This is a genomic window from Pseudomonas sp. H2_A10 (assembly GCF_054680085.1).
Map to the genome: position 1 here is coordinate 4,538,372 of NZ_CP162821.1, position 16,162 is coordinate 4,554,533.

Sequence of the window (16,162 nt, forward strand, 5' to 3'; positions counted from 1 at the left end):
CTCACCCCTTTGCCGCCAGGACTGTCCTGAGGCCAACAATAAGAAGGGGTCACCACATGAGTACACAAATCATCCGCCTGGGCCTGATCGGTGCCGGGCGCATGGGCAGCTTCCACGGCCTGACCGCCGCGCGGCATATCCCCGGCGCCCGCCTGGCCGCGATAGCCGACCCCAGCCCCGGCCAGGCCGCGCGCCTGGCGGCTGAACTGGGGGTAGACAAGGTCTACACCGACCCACAACAGTTGCTCGACGACCCGGACATCGACGGCGTCATCATCGCCGCCCCCGCCCGCAGCCATGCCGAACTGGTGATCCGCGCTGCCCGCGCCGGCAAAGGAATCTTCTGCGAAAAACCCATGGCCATCACCCTCGATGAAGCCGACCGCGCCATTGCCGCCGCCGCCGATGCCCGCGTTGCGTTGCAGGTCGGCTTCAACCGCCGGTTCGCCAAGAGCTTCCGCACAGCCCACCTCGACGTGCTGGCCGGGCGCATCGGTACGCCGCAACTGCTGCGCTCGCTCACCCGCGACCCGGCGCTGAACAACCCGGCCAACTCGCCACGATGGGTGATCTTCCTGGAAACCCTGATCCACGACTTCGACACCCTGCGCTACCTCAACCCCGGCGCCGAGGCGGTGCAAGTCCACGTAATGGCCGACGCCCTGATCGCCCCGGACTACAAAAGCCGAGGCTTCCTCGATACCGCCGTGGTCACGATCCGCTTCGACAACGGTGCGATTGCCACCGCCGAAGCGAACTTTCAAGCGGTGTATGGCTACGACGTGCGCGGCGAAGTGTTCGGCAGCGCCGGCATGCTCACCATGGGCGGCGTGCAGGAGTCCGACCTGCTGCGCTACCTGGCCCAGGGCATCCAGGCCGATACCCAGCGCCTGGACACCGACCTGCTGCGCGACGCCTACGTTGCCGAACTCAACCACTTTGTCGACTGCCTGCGCAGCGGCGCCAAGCCCTTGGCCAGCGGCGAAGATGCGCGAGCGGCGCTGGCGATTGCCCGCGCTTGCATCGAATCCTATGAGCAAGGCCAGGCGGTGGCCCTGTGATCCCGTTCAAGCTGGCGATCAGCGCCGAGATGGTGTTTCTTGACCTGCCCTTCGTCGAGCGCGTCAAACGCATTCATGCACTGGGCTTTTGCGCGGAAATCTGGAGCTGGACAGACAAGGACATCAACGCCCTCGCCGCCACCGGCGCCAATTTCACCTCGATGACCGGCTATATCAGCGGCACCCTCACCGACCCCGACGGCAGCCGCCGCTTGCTCGACAGCGCCCGCGAGTCCTTGAGCGTCGCCGAGCGCCTCAATTGCCCCAGCCTCAACCTGCACGGCACCGGCCTGGGTGACGGTGGCCTGCCGGTGCAACCCGTCAGCCAGACCACCGGGCGCATGTGGCTGAGCGCCTGCAAGACCTTGGAGAAAATCGCGCGCCTGGGGGAAGACGCAGGTCGCGTGTTCCTGCTGGAAAACCTCAACACCGAGGTCGACCACCCCGGCACCCCGTTCGCCCGCGCCGACGACACCCTGGCGTTGATCGAAGCCGTGGGCAGCCCGCACCTGAAAATGAACCTGGACCTGTACCACGCGCAAATCGGCGAAGGAAACCTGATCGAACTGATCCACCGCGCAGGCTCCGCCATCGGTGAAATCCAGGTGGCCGACGTACCGGGGCGCAAGGAGCCCGGTACCGGTGAAATCCACTACCCGGCCATCGCCAGGGCCTTGCACGGCATAGGCTACAGCGGCGTGGTCGGCCTGGAAGGCTGGGCCAGCGGCGACAGCGAACTGGCCCTGGCGCGTTTCCGCCAAGCGTTCACCCTATAACAACAAAAGGAACATCCTCATGCCTCGTTATTCATTGCTCGTTGCCGCACTGTTACTGCTGTTCAGCCAATGGACCTTCGCCGCTTACCGCATCGGGGTCAGCATTGCCAGGGTCGACGATAACTTCATGACCTATGTACGCACCGACCTGGAAGCCGCCGCCAGGCAGCAGGATGTACAGAACCAGTTCGAAGATGCCCAGGGCGACGTGGTGCGCCAACTCAACCAGGTCGAGGGGTTCCTCAACCAGAAAGTCGACGCGGTGATCGTGCTGCCGGTGGACACCTCCGCCACCGCCAACATGACTCGCGCCGCAGTCGCCGCCAAGACGCCGCTGGTGTACGTCAACCGCCATCCGGATGAACGCACGCTGCCCAAGGGCGTGGTCACCGTGGCCTCCAATGACATCGAGGCCGGGCAGTTGCAGATGCGCTACCTCGCCGAAAAGCTTGGCGGCAAGGGCAATGTGGCGATCATCATGGGCGACCTTGCGCAGAACGCCACCCACGACCGCACCGAAGGCGCCAAACAGGTGCTCAAGGACTTTCCGGGGATCAAAGTAGTGGAGCAGCAAAGCGCCGAATGGCAACGCAGCAAAGGCATGGACCTGACCAGCAACTGGCTGCTGGCGGGGGCGCAGTTCGATGCAATCATTGCCAACAACGACGAAATGGCCATTGGCGCGGCCATGGCCTTGCAGCAATCCGGCAGGGCCAAGGGCGAAGTGGCGATTGTCGGTATCGATGGCCTGCCCGATGGTCTGGCGGCGGTCAAACGCGGGATGCTGGCGGCGTCGGTATTCCAGGATCCCAAGGCCCAGGCCACCCAAGCGGTGGCGTCGGCGATTAGGATGATCAAGGGTGAACCGATCGAAGCCGAAGTTTGGGTACCGTTCGAGCTGATCAAGCCCGAACAGGTGGCGGTGTTCGAGCAACGCTACAAATAAACGGGTATACACCGCTCCAAATGTGGGAGGGGGGGCAAGCCCCCTCCCACACTTGAATCTCAGTCAGTCCAGATCACTCGCGTCATGCCGCTCGGCCAACTGCTCTGAAAGCTCGCCCGACACCCGGTTAACCCGGCGCCCCCGCTGCACCGCCGGTCGCGCGTCAATCGCATCCGCCCAGCGCTGCACATGTGTGTACTCATGCACCGATAAAAATTCCGCCGCGCCATACAAGCGGCCTTTGACCAAGCCACCGTACCAAGGCCAGATGGCGATGTCGGCGATGGTGTATTCGTCACCGGCGATGTATTCGCTGACTGCCAGACGCTTGTCCAGCACATCCAACTGGCGCTTGGTCTCCATGGCAAAACGGTTGATCGGGTACTCCATCTTGCTCGGCGCATAGGCGTAGAAATGCCCGAAACCACCGCCCAGGTACGGCGCGCTACCCATCTGCCAGAACAGCCACGACAAACACTCCGCACGTGCGGCCGGTTCCTTGGGAAAGAACGCGCCGAATTTCTCGGCCAGGTATTGCAGGATCGCGCCGGACTCAAACACGCGAATCGGCGTGGCGCCGCTGTGATCCATCAAGGCGGGGATCTTCGAGTTGGGGTTGACCGCCACGAAGCCACTGCCGAACTGGTCGCCGTCGCCGATCTTGATCAGCCAGGCGTCGTATTCAGCGCCCACGTGGCCCAGGGCGAGCAGTTCTTCGAGGAGGATGGTGACCTTCTGCCCATTGGGCGTGGCCAGGGAATAAAGTTGCAACGGGTGCTTGCCCACCGGCAGCGCCTTGTCGTGGGTGGCGCCGGCGATGGGCCGGTTGATGCTGGCGAAGGTGCCGCCGCTTTCGGTGTCCCACGTCCAGACAGCGGGAGGTACGTACTCGGTCATGCTCACTGCTCCTGAGGCGATCAACGAAGCGCTCCAGACTAAACCAAAGACTCGCTGTGCGGGAGCCCGCTGAATCAGCACCGCTCCCACACTCGATTGCAGGGTCTGGAAAGTCGCGCGCTACACCCAGCCGCCGTCGACGATAAAATTCTGCGCCGAACACATCGCCGAGGCATCCGAGGCCAGAAACAACGCCATATTGGCGATATGTTCCGGCATGACACTGCCGGGCATGCATTGGCTGCGGGCGATCAGCTCCTTGGCCGCATCATCTACCCACATGGCCAGTTGTTTTTCGGTCATCACCCAACCGGGCACCAGCGTATTGACGCGGATATGGTGAGGCCCCAGCTCCCGTGCCAGGCCGCGGGTCATACCGTGCGCGGCGGCCTTGCTGGCGGCGTACACCGGGTAACCGGCGGAGGCCATCATCCAGCCGACCGAACCCAGGTTGATGATCGAGCCGCCGCCGGCGCCTTTCATCATGGGCACCACCGCCTTGGCGGCAAAAAATGCGTGCTTGAGGTTGACCGCAATCAGCTGGTCGAACATCTGCGAGTCAACGTCTTCCAAGGTATGGCGCACGTCGTTCGCCGCGTTGTTGACCAACACCGTGATCGGCCCCAGCGACTGCTCAAACCGCGTGATTGCCGCCCGAAAGCCAATTTCGTCGGTGATGTCGCAGCATACGAATTCCACCGTACGCCCCTGTGAACTCAACAGCGCCGCCAGGCGTTCGCCCTGGCTTTGTGCGCGGTCCACAAAGGCCACCTTGGCGCCTTGCGCGGCAAAGGCGCGCACCATGAATTCACCGATACCCGAGGCGCCCCCGGAGATCAGTACGGTCTTGCCTTCAAGGTCGGGATAAACAGCCTGTGCAGTACTCATATAACGGTGCCTCGATCAATTAGTCTTATTTTATTTTACGAAATCGGCGTTTAAGGCTATAAATTCGCTGTCACACCGACAAAATATCGCTATTAGTAGAACTATTCCACTCAAAACAACAAAAGGAAGTTCGACCATGAAGCACCCTCGATACCTGCTCTCGGGCCTTGCCATGTCCATGCTGATCGCCAGCGGCGGCGCCCAGGCGGCAGGGCTCAGCAGCGAGCACAAGCCTTTCGGTAAAACCAACGACGGCACGCCCGTCGAACAGTACATCTTGCGCAACAGCCATGGCATGCAAGCCACCGTCATCACCTACGGCGGCGTACTGCAGTCGCTGAAGGTGCCGGACAAACACGGCAAGGTCGACGATGTGGTACTCGGCTTCGACGACGTACAGGGCTATCAGGCCGGTACGGCGTTTTTCGGCGCGACCATCGGGCGCTTCGGCAATCGCCTGGCTGGCGGCGCCTTTGAGCTCGACGGCAAACGCTTCCAGGTGCCGCTCAACGACGGCCCCAACGCATTGCATGGCGGCGCGCAGGGCTTCGACAAGCATGTATGGAAAGCCGAGCCGGTCAAGGGCAAGGACTCGGTTGGGGTCACCCTCACCTACCTGTCCAAGGACGGTGAGATGGGCTTCCCCGGCAACCTGAAAACCGAGGTCACCTACAGCCTCAACGACAAGAACGAACTGCACATCGACTACAAGGCCACCACCGACAAACCCACGGTGCTCAACCTGACCAACCACAGCTACTTCAACCTGGCCGGCGCGGGCAATGGTGACATCCTCAAACAGGTTGCCACCTTGCATGCCAGCCACTACACGCCGGTCAATGCGACGCTGATTCCTACCGGCGAACTCGCCCCCGTCAAGGGCACGCCGATGGATTTCCTCAAGCCCACGCCGATCGGCCAGCACATCAAGGACGATCATCCGCAGCTCAAATTCGCCGAACCGAAGCAAGGCGGGTTTGACTTCAACTGGGCGCTGGACACCAAGGGCGACGTGAAAAAGCTGGCCGCCGAAGTGCATGACCCGGAGTCTGGCCGGCGCTTGCAGCTCTACACCAGTGAGCCGGGGGTGCAGTTCTATACCAGCAACTTCCTCGATGGTTCGGTGAAGGGCAAAGCAGGCAAGACTTACCTGCACTGGAGTGGGTTTACGCTGGAGACCCAGCACTATCCGGATGCGCCTAACCAGCCCAGCTTTGCATCAACTCGCTTGAACCCAGGGCAGACCTACACCCAGAACACCGTCTTCAAGTTCAGCGCCGAGTAAAACTGTGGGAGGGGGCTTGCTCCCTCCCACCTTTGCCCCTCACAGGGCTTTTGATCAGCGTTGTTTCATACGGTCGATGACCACCGCCAGCAACAGGATCGAACCACGGATCACGTACTGATAGAACGTGTCGATGTTCTTCAGGTTCATCGCGTTCTCGATGATCGCCAGGATCAGTACCCCGGCAATCACATGGCGGATCATGCCGACCCCGCCGCTCAACGACACACCGCCCAGCACGCACGCCGAGATCACCGTCAGCTCGAAGCCCTGGCCGATCATCGGCTGGCCCGAGGTCATGCGCGACGCGAGGATCACCCCGGCCAGCGCGCCGATCAGACCGTGCACGGCAAAGATCAGGATCTTGGTGCGATCAACGTTGACCCCCGCCAGCAATGCTGCTTCCGGGTTGCCGCCGATGGCCATGGTGTTGCGCCCGTAGGTCGTGTAGTTGAGCAGCCAACCGAAGAACAGGAAGCACAGGATGGTGATCAGGATCGGCACCGGCACGCCGAACAACTGGCCGTTGCCGAAGATGAAGAACTGGTCCTGGGACACGCCCACTGCCTTGCCGTCGGCAAAAATGTAAGCCAGGCCGCGCACGATCTGCATGGTCGCCAGGGTGGTGATCAGCGCATTGACCCGCAGCTTGGCAATGACGATGCCGTTGATCAACCCGACGATCAGGCCCATCCCCAGCGCCGCGCCGATGCCGAGCATGACGCTGTCGGTATCGCGCATGACAATGGCCGCGACCACGCCGGCGCAGGCGATCACCGAGCCCACCGACAAGTCGAAATGCCCCGATGCCAGGCAAAACAGCATGGTGCACGCCGCGATGCCCACGGTGGACACCGCCAGGCCCAGCCCGCGCATGTTCAGCGGCGAAAGGAAGTTATCGATCAGCAAGGCGCACAGCACAAAAATGCCCACCGCCGCCAGCAGCATCGCCCAGTTGTCGAGCAGCGCGCGCATATCCAGGGGTTTGCGTGCGGTTGGCAACGCGTTGTTTTGAGTGGTCATGGTCTTCTCTCAGTTCGTCACGCGGCGCGGCAAGGCCAGCTGCAGCAGGTTGGATTCAGTGGCGTGCGCGCGCAGTTGTTCGCCGCGCATGGCGCCTTCGCACAGCACCAGGATGCGGTCGGAAATGCCCATGACTTCCATCAGGTCGCTGGACACCACGATCACCGCGATGCCTTGGGCTGCGAGGTTGTGAATGATCTGGTAGATCTCGGCCTTGGCGCCGATATCGATGCCCCGCGTCGGTTCGTCGAGCAGCAGCACTTTCATCGGCATCGACAGCCAGCGGCCGAGAATGGCCTTCTGCTGGTTGCCGCCGGAGAGGTACATGATTTTCTGCGCGGCGTTCGGGGTCTTGACCTTCATGGCCTTGATTTGATGCTCGGCGTTGCCCTTCTCCCAACCGTCGCGCAGCAGCCAGCCGAAGGTGGAATGGGCGCCCCGCGCGCTGATGTTGATGTTCTCGGCCACGCTCGACAGCGGAATGATGCCTTCCTTTTTACGGTCTTCCGGGCACAGCAATACGCCGGCGGCAATGGCGTCGCGGGGCGAGCGCAACTGCAGTTTTTCGCCGCACAGTTGCAGGCTGCCGGCACTCGCGCGTTCCAGGCCGCTGAGCAGGCGGAACAGCTCGGTGCGCCCTGCCCCCACCAGCCCGAACAGGCCAAGGATCTCGCCTTTGCGCACCGCGAAACTCACCGGCTCACGCAGGCCAGGACCGAGCAAGCCGTCGACCTTGAGCGCTACCTCGCCATGCTCGCGCGGGCGGTAATCGTAGATGTCCTGAATGTCGCGACCGACCATGCAGGTCACCAACTGGTCGTGGGTCAGCGTGCTCATGTCATCGAAGGTGCGCACGTAGCGGCCGTCCTTGAACACCGTCACCGCGTTGCAGATGCGGAAGACTTCCTCCATGCGGTGCGACACATACAGCACCACTTTGCCCTCGTCGCGCAGGCGCGTGATGATCGCCATCAAGCGGTCGATCTCGCGCGCCGAGAGGCTGCTGGTGGGTTCATCGAAGGCAATCACATGGGCGCCACGGGACAGCGCCTTGGCGATTTCCACCAACTGGCGCTGGCCGAGGGACAAACGCCCGAGCTTCTCGTCCGGGTCGATTTCATCGGCCAGGCCCTTGAGGCAGGTCAGCGCCTGCTTGCGCAGCTGGCCGCGGTTGACCACGCCCAAACGCGTCGGCAAATGCCCCAGGAACAGGTTCTCGGCCACGCTCATTTCCGGCACCAGGTGCAACTCCTGGTGGATCACCGCCACGCCGCTGGCGATGCTGTCGGCGGCGCATTTGAAGGCCATGGTCTGCTCGCCGATCTGCAGCGTGCCGCTGCTGGGGATATAGGCACCGCCCAATATCTTCAGCAGCGTCGACTTGCCGGCGCCGTTTTCGCCCATCAAGGCATGTACCTGCCCCGGGTGGGCGGTGAAACAGATGCCGTCGAGCGCCTTGACCCCGGGAAAGGTTTTGCCGATACCGTCAAACCGCAGGGCCGCAGCAGTCATTTCCACAGCCCGATTTTGGTCAGTTCTTCCTTGAAGTTCTCGCGGGTGATCAGGGTCACTTCGTCCATGGCGGTGTACTTAGGCGGCTCGGTGCCTTTGGTCACCCACTCGTACATCATCTCGGCGGTTTTGTAGCCTTCGATGTGCGGGCTGGGCAGCATCGAGCCGAAGAAGCCGCTGTTGGCTTTCTTCAGTTCGCCGATGGCGTCGGTGCCGTTGATACCGATGCCGATCACGTTGGCGGCGGCAAAACCGGCGCTTTCAGTGGCGCGCACGCCACCGAGCACGGTGTTGTCGTTCATGCCGCCGATGATCAGGTTTTTCGCGCCACGGGGCAGTTTGACCAGGGCCGAGTTGGTGGCGTCCATGCTGCCGGGAACGTCGAGGGTTTTCAGCGGGGCGGTGAGGATGTGGTCCTTGAGAATGCCGGCCTCTTCCAGGGATTTGATCGAGCCGTCGGTGCGCTTCTTGCCAGTGTCGAGTTCATTGAAGGTGTTGACCACGGCATAGGTCTCCTTCCAGTCCCACCCGCGTTTTTTCGCTTCGGCGGCCATCGCGGCGCCCTGCTTCTGGCCCACTTCGAAGGCGGCCATGCCCAGGTACGGCACGTCTTCCATGAAATTGCCCTTGGCATCGACGAAGCGGTCATCCACGGCGATCACTTTCATGTCGTTGAGCTTGGCCTTGGCCACGATGGCCGGGCCCAGGGAGACGTCCGGCGGGCAGATCACGAAGCCCTTGGCGCCGTTGGCGGCCAGGCTGTCGATGGCCGAGAGGGTTTTTTCGCCATCGGGCACGGCGATTTTGATGAGTTTGAACCCCTTGTCCTGAGCGGCTTTTTCGGCAAAGGCCCATTCGGTCTGGAACCACGGCTCCTCGGCCTGCTTGACCAGGAAACCGATCTTCACTTCTTCAGCGGATGCGAGGCTGCTGAGGCTGCTTAAAGCAACGGCGGCAGCAAGGACGCGTAGAGCCTTTTTCATGAACGACACCTCTTGTTGTTGTTTTTTGAATGTTGGGGTTAACCGGCAAAACGATGGCAAGGCTTGCCAGGTACATCGACTTCGATAGCCAGCACGGCACCGTCCAAAGGGTGATTCAAAGGACTGGCCGCGCTGGTGATAAACAGGGTGGTGAGGTCGGGCCCACCGAACACGCAACTGGTGGGGCGGCTGACCGGCAGTTCGATGATGCGATCCACCTCGCCCGCAGGCGTCAGGCGCAGCAGGCAACTGCCGTCCCAGCGCGCGTTCCAGATAAAGCCCTCGGCGTCCATGGCCGAGCCATCCGGGCCGCCGCGCGCGTGCGGCCCAAACCACACCCGTGGCGGTGCGAGCTGGCCATCGGCGTGGATCGAATACTGATAGAGCGTGCCGTCCAGGCTGTCACCAAAGTGCACCTGGCTGCCCTCCTCGTTCCACAGCAAGGTGTTGGGAATGCCCAGGCCTTGCAGCAACGGCGTGACCCGCGCATCGGCATCGATACGGAACAGGCCGCCGGAGCGCCGGGTAATCGGCAGGTCTTCACCCTCCTCGCCAATGTTGTTCTGCATGGTGCCCAGCCACAGGCGCCCCTGGGCATCGCAGCGTGCTTCATTGCCACGGTTGCCCGGTTGCGGGTCGGCCACGCAGAGCAGGGTCAAGGCTTCGGTCGCCAGGTCCAGCCGATAGACGCCGCTGCTCAGGGTCACCAGTGCATCGCCGCGTTCACACGGGATAAACGCCGAGACATGCTCGGGCAACTGCCAGATGCGCAATTGCCCGCCCATCAGGCGCAGCGCTTGTTTACCGGCGATATTGACCCAATACAGCGCCTGGGTCGGCACGTCCCAGAACGGCCCTTCGCCCAACTGTGCACGGTGTGCAGTGACTGCATTCCACAACATGAAACCTCCGGGTTCCTTACAGCGACTCGCGCGATGGCGTGCCGTCCACCAGGCGCTGGATACGCAGCGGGTTGGCGTTTTTCAACGCGTCGGGCAGCAGGCTATCAGGGTAATTCTGGAAGCACACCGGACGCAGGAACCGGTCGATGGCCAAGGTGCCGACCGAGGTGCCACGGGCATCGGACGTCGCCGGGTACGGGCCGCCATGCACCATCGAATCGCACACTTCCACGCCGGTCGGGTAGCCGTTGAGCAGGATGCGCCCGACTTTCTGCTCCAGCAGCGGCGTGAGTTCGGCGAACTGCTGAAAATCCGCCGGCTCGCCGATGACCGTCGCGGTGAGCTGACCGTGCAGGCCGTGCAAGGCGGCGCTCAGTTGAGCCTGGTCGGCCACTTCGACAAACACCGTGGTGGGGCCGAACACTTCTTCCTGCAGCGCCTCATCGCCGTTGATCAGCAAACTGGCATCGGCTTTGAACAGTTGTGGCTGCGCCTGGTTGCCGGACTGGGCATTGCCCGCCAGGTGCTGGATGCCAGGGTGCGCCAGCAGTTTTGCCAGGCCCTTGCCGTAGCTGCTCAAGGTGCCGGCGTTGAGCATGGTCTGCGCCGGTTGCGCGCCAATCAGCTGCGCCACCTGCTGGGTGAACGCGGTGAATGCCGGTGAGGCGATGCCGATCACCAGGCCTGGGTTGGTGCAGAATTGGCCGCAGCCTTGCACCACCGAAGCGGTCAGGTCGCGGGCGACGGTTTCGGCGCGGGCGTGCAGGGCCTGGGGCAACACGATCACCGGGTTGATGCTCGACATCTCGGCAAACACCGGGATCGGCTGCGGGCGTGCCGCCGCCATATCGCACAGGGCACGACCGCCTTTGAGCGAACCGGTAAAGCCCACTGCCTGGATCGCCGGGTGCTTGACCAGCGCCTCACCGACGCCGCCGCCGAAGATCATATTGAACACACCGGCCGGCATCTCAGTGGCTTCTGCTGCGCGAATGATCGCGTTGGCGACCTGCTCAGCCGTGGCCATGTGACCGCTGTGGGCCTTGAACACCACCGGGCAACCGGCCGCCAGCGCAGCGGCGGTGTCGCCGCCGGCGGTGGAAAACGCCAGGGGGAAGTTGCTGGCCCCGAACACGGCGACCGGGCCGAGGCCGATGCGGTATTGGCGCAGGTCCGGGCGCGGCAGTGGCTGACGATCCGGCAGCGCCCTGTCGATACGCGCACCGTAGAAATCACCGCGACGCAGCACCGTGGCAAACAAACGCATCTGGCCGCTGGTGCGCCCGCGCTCGCCTTTGATACGCGCAGCCGGCAGTGCGGTCTCGCGGCACACCAGCTCGACAAAATTGTCGCTCAGCGCATCCAGCTCATCGGCGATGGCGTCCAGGAACTGCGCGCGGCGCGCGGCACTCAGGGCGCGATAGGCCGGGTAAGCCTGCGCGGCGGCCTGGGCGGCGGCGTCGACTTCCTGCGCGGTGGCCTGGTAGAAATCCTGGGGCAAGGCTTGGCCCGTGGTGGCATCGACGCTTTGCAGCTTGACGCTACCGTTGGCGCTGCGCTGGCCGCCGATGAAATTGTGGCCGAGGAACTGGGTCATGGTGGTCTCCTTTAAAGGGTGATGACGTTGCCGGGTTCGAATGCCGCATCAACGCTGCCGACACTGTTGACCAGCGGCGCGCCGAACTCGGCCTGGCTGATCTCGAACACGTCGCCCGGCTGGGTACGTATACCGTCGGCAAATGACAGCGTGGCGGTGCCGAAAAAGTGGATGTGCACATCGCCCGGCTTGAGGAACTGGCTGTATTTGAAGTGGTGGTATTCGAGATTTTCCAGGCTGTGGCACATATTGGCCTCGCCGCTGAGGAATTCGTTCCGCCAGATTTCCTCGCCGTTGCGCAGGATACGGCTGGTGCCGGCCAGGTGCGACGGCAGTTCGCCCACGCGCAGTTCCGGACCATAGCTGCAACTGCGCAGTTTGGAATGAGCCAGGTACAAGTAGTTCTTGCGCTCCATCACGTGGTCGGAAAACTCGTTGCCCACCGCAAAGCCCAGGCGATAGGGCTTGGCGTCGTGACCGATCACATAGAGGCCGCCGATCTCCGGCTCTTCACCGGCGTCTTCGGCAAATGGCGGCACCGGGAACGCCTGGCCGGGACGCACGACGATGCTGCCGTCGCCCTTGTAGAACCACTCCGGTTGCACACCGGCCTGGCCGGCGGCGGGTTTGCCACCCTCCACGCCCCATTTGAAGATGCGCATGGTGTCGGTCATGGCGCTGTCGTCGCCGGCCTGCTGGTGCATCTTGTCCCGCGCCGAGGCACTGCCCAGATGGGTGAGGCCGGTGCCGCTGATCAGCATATGAGCGGGGTCCGGATGGTCCAGCGGCGGCAGAATTTTCTGCTCGGCCAGCAAGGCTGCGTAGTCATGGCTGGCGCCCAACCCGAGGCTTTCGACCTGCTGTTGCAGCTTGATGCCCGCTTCGATGGCGGCCAGCGCCAGTTCACGCACGCTTTGCGCACCCAGCACTTCGCGCAATTGGCTGCCGTCTACGACGCCGACACGACACTGGCCATTATTGAGTTCGAACTGCACTAAACGCATGAAGGTTCTCCAAAAATTAAGTACGTGTGGCGCCACGGGCGCTGGCGGCGAATTGGTCGGCCGGCAGTACATGCTTGCGCTCAAGCACGCGATAGACCACGCCGGTCAGCACCAGCCCGAACACCATCACCGTCGACAGAAAGTACAGGCCCGAGGCCAGATTGCCGGTGTATTCCTTGAGCGCGCCGATCACGAACGGACCGATATAACCGCCGAGGTTGCCCACCGAGTTGATCAACGCAATGCCCGCCGCCGCACTGGCGCCGGCGAAAAAACGCCCCGGCAAGGTCCAGAACACCGCCGTGCAGGAAAACAGCGCGAACGCCGCCAGGCACAGCGCCGCCATTTGCAGCACCGGCGCGCTCAGCCAGGCGCTGCAGAACAGCCCGATGGCGCCCAGCACATAGAGCACGGCGAGGTGGCCGTAGCGGTCGTTCAAACGGTCGGAACTGCGCGGGATGATCAGCAGGCCAATGATGCCGAAGATGTACGGCACGGCGGAGATGAAACCGGTGGTGAGGTCGCTGCCGCCGAACTGCTTGATCAGGGTCGGCAACCACAGGCCCAGGCCGTAGATGCTCAGGGTCACCGGCAGGTAAAACAGCGCCAGCAACAGCACGCGCTTGTCTTTGAGCGCATGCAACGGGTTGCCGTGGCGGGTCTGGCCGTAGGCTTGCAGGTCTTTGTTCAGCTCACCAGTCAACCAGGCCTTTTCGGCGTCGTTCATCCACTTGACTTGTTTCGGGCCGTCCGGCAGGTAACGCAGCACCGGCCAGGTCAGCAGGATCGCCGGCGTACCGATCACGATGAACAGCCACTGCCAGCCGTGCAGGCCGAAGATGCCGTCCATGCCCAGCAGGCCGCCCGAGACGGGGCCGGTGATCATCATCGCGATCGGCTGGGAGAGAATAAACAGCCCCAGGATTTTGCCGCGATGGCGCACCGGGAACCATTGGGTGATGTAGTAGAGCACGCCCGGAAAGAACCCGGCTTCAGCCGCGCCGAGCAAAAAGCGCATCACATAGAAGCTGTGCGGCCCCTGCACAAAGGCCATGCCGATGGTAATGGCGCCCCAGGTGATCATGATGCGCGCGAACCAGCGCCGCGCGCCGAAGCGGTCGAGCATCAGGTTGCTGGGGATCTCGAACAGGAAATAACCAATGAAGAACAACCCCGCGCCCAGGCCGTAGGCCGCGTCCCCGATGCCGACGTCGGCACCCATGTGCAACTTGGCGAAGCCCACGGCGGAACGGTCCACGTAGGCAATCAAGTACAGCAGGATCAGGAAGGGAATCAGTTTCAGCGTGATGCGCCGGATAAGCCGCAATTCCTCGCTCATGGGGTCGATCTCCGATTGTTGTTCTTATAGGTATCGGGGATGCCTCTCGCGGAAAAATCCGCCAGGGTCATACCTCAGTTGAGACTGACTATATAGTAGGACTATTTGCAAAACAACACTTCCAAATGGAAGATTTTGCGCTTATGTTTAGCCGCAGAGAGAACATATAGTCATACAATAAGAGAATCGATCATGTCTGATAAAAAGCCCGGCCTACGCTCTGCCCAGTGGTTTGGTACCGCCGACAAGAACGGCTTCATGTACCGCAGCTGGATGAAGAACCAGGGCATTGCCGATCACCAGTTCCATGGCAAGCCGATCATCGGCATCTGCAACACGTGGTCGGAGCTGACCCCGTGCAACGCGCATTTCCGCCAGATTGCCGAGCACGTCAAACGCGGCGTGATCGAGGCCGGCGGTTTTCCGGTGGAATTCCCGGTGTTCTCCAACGGCGAATCCAACCTGCGCCCCACCGCCATGCTGACGCGTAACCTGGCGAGCATGGATGTGGAAGAGGCCATTCGCGGCAACCCGATCGATGGCGTCGTACTGCTGACCGGCTGCGACAAAACCACCCCGGCCCTGCTGATGGGCGCCGCCAGTTGCGACGTGCCGGCGATTGTGGTCACCGGCGGGCCGATGCTCAATGGCAAGCACAAGGGCCAGGACATCGGCTCGGGCACCGTGGTGTGGCAGCTCAGCGAACAAGTGAAGGCCGGCACCATTACCCTGGATGATTTCCTTGCGGCAGAGGGCGGCATGTCGCGCTCGGCGGGCACCTGCAACACCATGGGCACCGCGTCGACCATGGCCTGCATGGCCGAGGCGCTCGGCACCTCGTTGCCGCACAACGCGGCGATCCCGGCGGTGGATGCGCGGCGTTATGTGTTGGCGCACATGTCCGGCATGCGCGCGGTGGAGATGGTGCGCGAAGACTTGAAGCTGTCGAAGATCCTGACTAAAGAAGCGTTTGAAAACGCGATTCGCGTGAACGCCGCCATCGGCGGTTCGACCAACGCGGTGATCCATTTGAAAGCCATCGCCGGGCGCATCGGCGTGGAATTGGACCTGGACGATTGGACCCGCATCGGCCGCGGCATGCCCACCATCGTCGACCTGCAGCCGTCGGGGCGTTTCCTGATGGAAGAGTTCTACTACGCCGGCGGCCTGCCCGCCGTGCTGCGCCGCCTCGGCGAAGCCAACCTGATCCCGCACCCGAACGCCTTGACCGTCAACGGCAAGACCCTGGGCGAGAACACCAAGGACTCGCCGATCTACGGCCAGGACGAAGTGATCCGCACCCTCGACAACCCGATTCGCGCCGACGGCGGCATTTGTGTGCTGCGCGGCAACCTGGCCCCACTGGGTGCAGTGCTCAAGCCGTCGGCGGCCAGCCCTGAGCTGATGCAGCATCGTGGCCGCGCGGTGGTGTTCGAGAACTTCGACATGTACAAGGCACGCATCAACGACCCGGAGCTGGACGTGGACGCCAACTCGATCCTGGTCATGAAAAACTGCGGGCCCAAGGGTTACCCGGGCATGGCTGAAGTCGGCAACATGGGCCTGCCGGCCAAGCTGCTGGCCCAGGGCGTGACCGATATGGTGCGCATCTCCGATGCACGCATGAGCGGCACGGCATACGGCACCGTGGTGTTGCACGTGGCACCGGAAGCCGCCGCGGGCGGGCCGTTGGCCACGGTCAAGGAAGGCGACTGGATCGAGCTGGACTGCGCCAATGGCCGCTTGCACCTGGACATCCCCGACGCAGAGCTGGCGGCGCGCATGGCTGACCTGGCGCCACCGCAGAACCTGATCGTCGGCGGCTACCGCCAGCTGTACATCGACCATGTGCTGCAGGCCGACCAGGGCTGCGACTTTGACTTCCTGGTAGGGTGCCGTGGGGCTGAAGTCCCGCGTCATTCCCACTAATTGGGATGCTATGATGCCGC

Annotated in this window: 14 protein-coding genes; 5 read left to right on the top strand and 9 right to left on the bottom strand. The window is 62.8% G+C overall.

Features of this window, described 5'->3' with window-relative positions; genetic code table 11:
* Positions 1-56: 56 nt before the first annotated feature.
* From AB4O23_RS21070 to AB4O23_RS21080, 3 genes are read left to right on the top strand one after another with little or no spacing between them, the layout of a single operon-like run.
* Positions 57-1,061 (top strand): Gfo/Idh/MocA family oxidoreductase, encoded by a 1,005-nt coding sequence (locus AB4O23_RS21070; RefSeq protein ID WP_003173365.1) that lies wholly within the window; start codon positions 57-59, stop codon positions 1,059-1,061.
* 29 nt (positions 1,062-1,090) lie between these two features.
* Positions 1,091-1,837, top strand: coding sequence for a TIM barrel protein (locus tag AB4O23_RS21075; RefSeq protein ID WP_460064015.1), 747 nt, complete (start codon positions 1,091-1,093; stop codon positions 1,835-1,837).
* Between the two features lie 19 nt (positions 1,838-1,856).
* Positions 1,857-2,783, top strand: coding sequence for a sugar ABC transporter substrate-binding protein (locus tag AB4O23_RS21080; protein ID WP_460060434.1), 927 nt, complete (start codon positions 1,857-1,859; stop codon positions 2,781-2,783).
* 63 nt (positions 2,784-2,846) lie between these two features.
* On the opposite strand, the gene yghU is transcribed toward AB4O23_RS21080, so the two are convergent.
* Both yghU and AB4O23_RS21090 read right to left on the bottom strand, forming a co-directional pair.
* On the bottom strand, positions 2,847-3,680 hold the full coding sequence (gene yghU, locus AB4O23_RS21085) for a glutathione-dependent disulfide-bond oxidoreductase (RefSeq protein WP_017530197.1): 834 nt from the start codon (positions 3,678-3,680) through the stop codon (positions 2,847-2,849).
* A 120-nt stretch (positions 3,681-3,800) separates the two neighbouring features.
* Positions 3,801-4,568: an SDR family NAD(P)-dependent oxidoreductase gene (locus AB4O23_RS21090; protein ID WP_068932207.1), complete on the bottom strand. Its 768-nt coding sequence runs from the start codon at positions 4,566-4,568 to the stop codon at positions 3,801-3,803.
* 136 nt (positions 4,569-4,704) lie between these two features.
* On the opposite strand from AB4O23_RS21090, the gene AB4O23_RS21095 reads away from it, so the two are divergent.
* On the top strand, positions 4,705-5,853 hold the full coding sequence (locus AB4O23_RS21095) for an aldose epimerase family protein (protein WP_065878515.1): 1,149 nt from the start codon (positions 4,705-4,707) through the stop codon (positions 5,851-5,853).
* Positions 5,854-5,907: 54 nt separating this feature from the next.
* Here the strand turns inward: AB4O23_RS21095 and araH are convergent, their stop codons facing one another.
* From araH to AB4O23_RS21130, 7 genes are read right to left on the bottom strand one after another with little or no spacing between them, the layout of a single operon-like run.
* Positions 5,908-6,876 (bottom strand): L-arabinose ABC transporter permease AraH, encoded by a 969-nt coding sequence (gene araH, locus AB4O23_RS21100; protein WP_017530734.1) that lies wholly within the window; start codon positions 6,874-6,876, stop codon positions 5,908-5,910.
* 9 nt (positions 6,877-6,885) lie between these two features.
* A complete protein-coding gene (gene araG / locus AB4O23_RS21105; RefSeq protein WP_460089673.1) occupies positions 6,886-8,388 on the bottom strand; it encodes an L-arabinose ABC transporter ATP-binding protein AraG in 1,503 nt (500 codons plus the stop codon).
* Positions 8,385-9,371, bottom strand: a complete 987-nt coding sequence (locus AB4O23_RS21110; RefSeq protein ID WP_460060439.1) for a substrate-binding domain-containing protein — start codon at positions 9,369-9,371, stop codon at positions 8,385-8,387. The genes araG and AB4O23_RS21110 overlap by 4 nt, the downstream gene beginning before the upstream one ends.
* A gap of 38 nt (positions 9,372-9,409) precedes the next feature.
* On the bottom strand, positions 9,410-10,273 hold the full coding sequence (locus AB4O23_RS21115; protein WP_065877896.1) for an SMP-30/gluconolactonase/LRE family protein: 864 nt from the start codon (positions 10,271-10,273) through the stop codon (positions 9,410-9,412).
* A 16-nt stretch (positions 10,274-10,289) separates the two neighbouring features.
* Positions 10,290-11,870, bottom strand: a complete 1,581-nt coding sequence (locus tag AB4O23_RS21120) for an aldehyde dehydrogenase (NADP(+)) (protein ID WP_065877894.1) — start codon at positions 11,868-11,870, stop codon at positions 10,290-10,292.
* An 11-nt stretch (positions 11,871-11,881) separates the two neighbouring features.
* Positions 11,882-12,874 carry an AraD1 family protein gene (gene araD1 / locus AB4O23_RS21125; RefSeq protein WP_460060441.1) on the bottom strand — a complete coding sequence of 331 codons (993 nt, stop codon included), beginning with the start codon at positions 12,872-12,874 and terminating at the stop codon, positions 11,882-11,884.
* Between the two features lie 16 nt (positions 12,875-12,890).
* The gene (locus tag AB4O23_RS21130; RefSeq protein ID WP_017528384.1) at positions 12,891-14,213 is read right to left on the bottom strand and encodes an MFS transporter; all 1,323 of its coding nucleotides are present in this window, start codon (positions 14,211-14,213) and stop codon (positions 12,891-12,893) included.
* A gap of 192 nt (positions 14,214-14,405) precedes the next feature.
* Here AB4O23_RS21130 and AB4O23_RS21135 point away from each other — a divergent pair, with 192 nt between their 5' ends.
* Positions 14,406-16,142: an IlvD/Edd family dehydratase gene (locus AB4O23_RS21135; protein ID WP_065877889.1), complete on the top strand. Its 1,737-nt coding sequence runs from the start codon at positions 14,406-14,408 to the stop codon at positions 16,140-16,142.
* Positions 16,143-16,162: the final 20 nt, after the last annotated feature.

Coding starts and splice junctions, on each gene's coding strand:
- AB4O23_RS21080 (WP_460060434.1), top strand. CDS start 1,857: ATGCCTCGTTATTCATTGCTCGTTGCCGCACTGTTACTGCTGTTCAGC.
- AB4O23_RS21090 (WP_068932207.1), bottom strand. CDS start 4,568: ATGAGTACTGCACAGGCTGTTTATCCCGACCTTGAAGGCAAGACCGTA.
- yghU (WP_017530197.1), bottom strand. CDS start 3,680: ATGACCGAGTACGTACCTCCCGCTGTCTGGACGTGGGACACCGAAAGC.
- araG (WP_460089673.1), bottom strand. CDS start 8,388: ATGACTGCTGCGGCCCTGCGGTTTGACGGTATCGGCAAAACCTTTCCC.
- AB4O23_RS21135 (WP_065877889.1), top strand. CDS start 14,406: ATGTCTGATAAAAAGCCCGGCCTACGCTCTGCCCAGTGGTTTGGTACC.
- AB4O23_RS21120 (WP_065877894.1), bottom strand. CDS start 11,870: ATGACCCAGTTCCTCGGCCACAATTTCATCGGCGGCCAGCGCAGCGCC.
- AB4O23_RS21130 (WP_017528384.1), bottom strand. CDS start 14,213: ATGAGCGAGGAATTGCGGCTTATCCGGCGCATCACGCTGAAACTGATT.
- araH (WP_017530734.1), bottom strand. CDS start 6,876: ATGACCACTCAAAACAACGCGTTGCCAACCGCACGCAAACCCCTGGAT.
- AB4O23_RS21115 (WP_065877896.1), bottom strand. CDS start 10,273: ATGTTGTGGAATGCAGTCACTGCACACCGTGCACAGTTGGGCGAAGGG.
- AB4O23_RS21110 (WP_460060439.1), bottom strand. CDS start 9,371: ATGAAAAAGGCTCTACGCGTCCTTGCTGCCGCCGTTGCTTTAAGCAGC.
- AB4O23_RS21070 (WP_003173365.1), top strand. CDS start 57: ATGAGTACACAAATCATCCGCCTGGGCCTGATCGGTGCCGGGCGCATG.
- AB4O23_RS21075 (WP_460064015.1), top strand. CDS start 1,091: ATGGTGTTTCTTGACCTGCCCTTCGTCGAGCGCGTCAAACGCATTCAT.
- AB4O23_RS21095 (WP_065878515.1), top strand. CDS start 4,705: ATGAAGCACCCTCGATACCTGCTCTCGGGCCTTGCCATGTCCATGCTG.
- araD1 (WP_460060441.1), bottom strand. CDS start 12,874: ATGCGTTTAGTGCAGTTCGAACTCAATAATGGCCAGTGTCGTGTCGGC.